The 1,875-nt window shown below is 52.3% G+C and carries 1 rRNA gene; it reads right to left on the bottom strand.

The features are described from left to right. Nucleotides 1-1,766: ribosomal RNA gene (locus Q4Q11_RS31695) — 23S ribosomal RNA — on the bottom strand; the annotation flags it as partial. Between the last annotated feature and the right edge of the window lie 109 nt (nt 1,767-1,875).

Here is a 1,875-nt window from a genome sequence, read left to right as displayed (position 1 = left end):
TTCAACATAGTTCTCTCAAGCGCCTTGGTATACTCTACCTGACCACCTGTGTCGGTTTCGGGTACGGTCTATACGGTGGAGCTATTTCCTGGAACCGCGTCCCCGCCCACACAATCCAATAAGTGTGAACAAGTTAAGCAATCCGTCACTACCACCAGGCCCACGAATATTAACGTGGTTCCCATCGACTACGCGTGTCCGCCTCGTCTTAGGGGCCGGCTAACCCTGCTCAGATTAACTTTAAGCAGGAACCCTTGGTCTTTCGGCGAGAGGGTCTCTCACCCTCTTTATCGTTACTCATGTCAACATTCGCACTTCCGATACCTCCAGGACCCCTCACGGGTATCCCTTCATCAGCTTACGGAACGCTCCGCTACCACTCCTCAAAGAGGAATCCTCAGCTTCGGTGCATGGCTTCAGCCCCGTTACATTTTCGGCGCAAAGACCCTTGACTAGACCAGTGAGCTGTTACGCTTTCTTTAAATGATGGCTGCTTCTAAGCCAACATCCTGGTTGTTTTGGGATCCTCACATCCTTTCCCACTTAGCCATGACTTGGGGACCTTAGCTGGAGGTTAGGGTTGTTGCCCTTTTCACGACGGACGTTAGCACCCGCCGTGTGTCTGCCTGGTAGTACTTCCCGGTATTCGGAGTTTGGTTAGGATCAGTAAGACGGTGAGTCCCCATAGCCCATCCAGTGCTCTACCCCCGGGAGTATTCGCCAGACGCTCTACCTAAATAGATTTCGCGGAGAACCAGCTATTTCCGAGTTTGATTGGCCTTTCACCCCTAGCCACAAGTCATCCCAATCTATTGCAACAGATGCGGGTTCGGTCCTCCAGTTGGTGTTACCCAACCTTCAACCTGCTCATGGCTAGATCACTCGGTTTCGGGTCTAATGCAACAAACTATATCGCCCTATTCAGACTCGCTTTCGCTTCGCCTACACCTACCGGCTTAAGCTTGCTTGTTACACTAAGTCGTTGACCCATTATACAAAAGGTACGCCGTCACCCTTGCGGGCTCCGACTGTTTGTAGGTATCCAGTTTCAGGTTCTATTTCACTCCCCTTGTCGGGGTGCTTTTCACCTTTCCCTCACGGTACTGGTTCGCTATCGGTCATGCACGAGTACTTAGGCTTGGAGAGTGGTCTCCCCATGTTCAGACAGGATTTCACGTGTCCCGCCCTACTCTAGGACAATAAAGTCATCTACGCATACGGGGCTGTCACCCTCTACGGCAAACCTTTCCAGGTTCTTCCACTTTATACTTCATTGCCACTGGCCTGGTCCGCGTTCGCTCGCCACTACTTGCGGAGTCTCGGTTGATGTCCTTTCCTGCAGGTACTTAGATGTTTCAGTTCCCTGCGTTCGCTTCTTACACCCTATTTTATTCAGGTGAAGATACCTCATAACAATGCTTAGAAACCATTCGGGTTTCTCACTCACGCTCGACCCGCCCTTCGGGCGGCGCTGCGTGGGCGCGTCGGACGACCGACGACAGGCCTCTGGCCTGTGCTGCTGCCCCACTCGAACCCGAGCATGGCACCAACAAAGCGCAGAGCGCGTCGGCGATCGTTCGCCGTAACGTCGGACCAAAGGTCCGACAACCAGAATGATTTTCTAAGCATTTAAGGTGGGTTGCCCCATTCGGAGATCCATGGATCAAAGCTTATTCGCAGCTCCCCACGGCTTTTCGCAGCGTATCACGTCCTTCATCGCCTGTGCATGCCTAGGCATCCACTAAATACCCTTACGACACTTGATCGTTCTCATTGCCAATGCTCATCATCTTTGCTTGGATTTGGAATTCCTATCCTCCTCGCTTGCGCTCGAAGGGGTTCCAAATCTGACAATCCGGACACTTCTCAGGTAAA

The organism is Rhizobium sp. UFLA01-1127 (genome assembly GCF_059803845.1).
The sequence above is the reverse complement of the archived record's forward strand: the minus strand, read 5'-3'. Positions and strand labels throughout refer to the sequence as shown.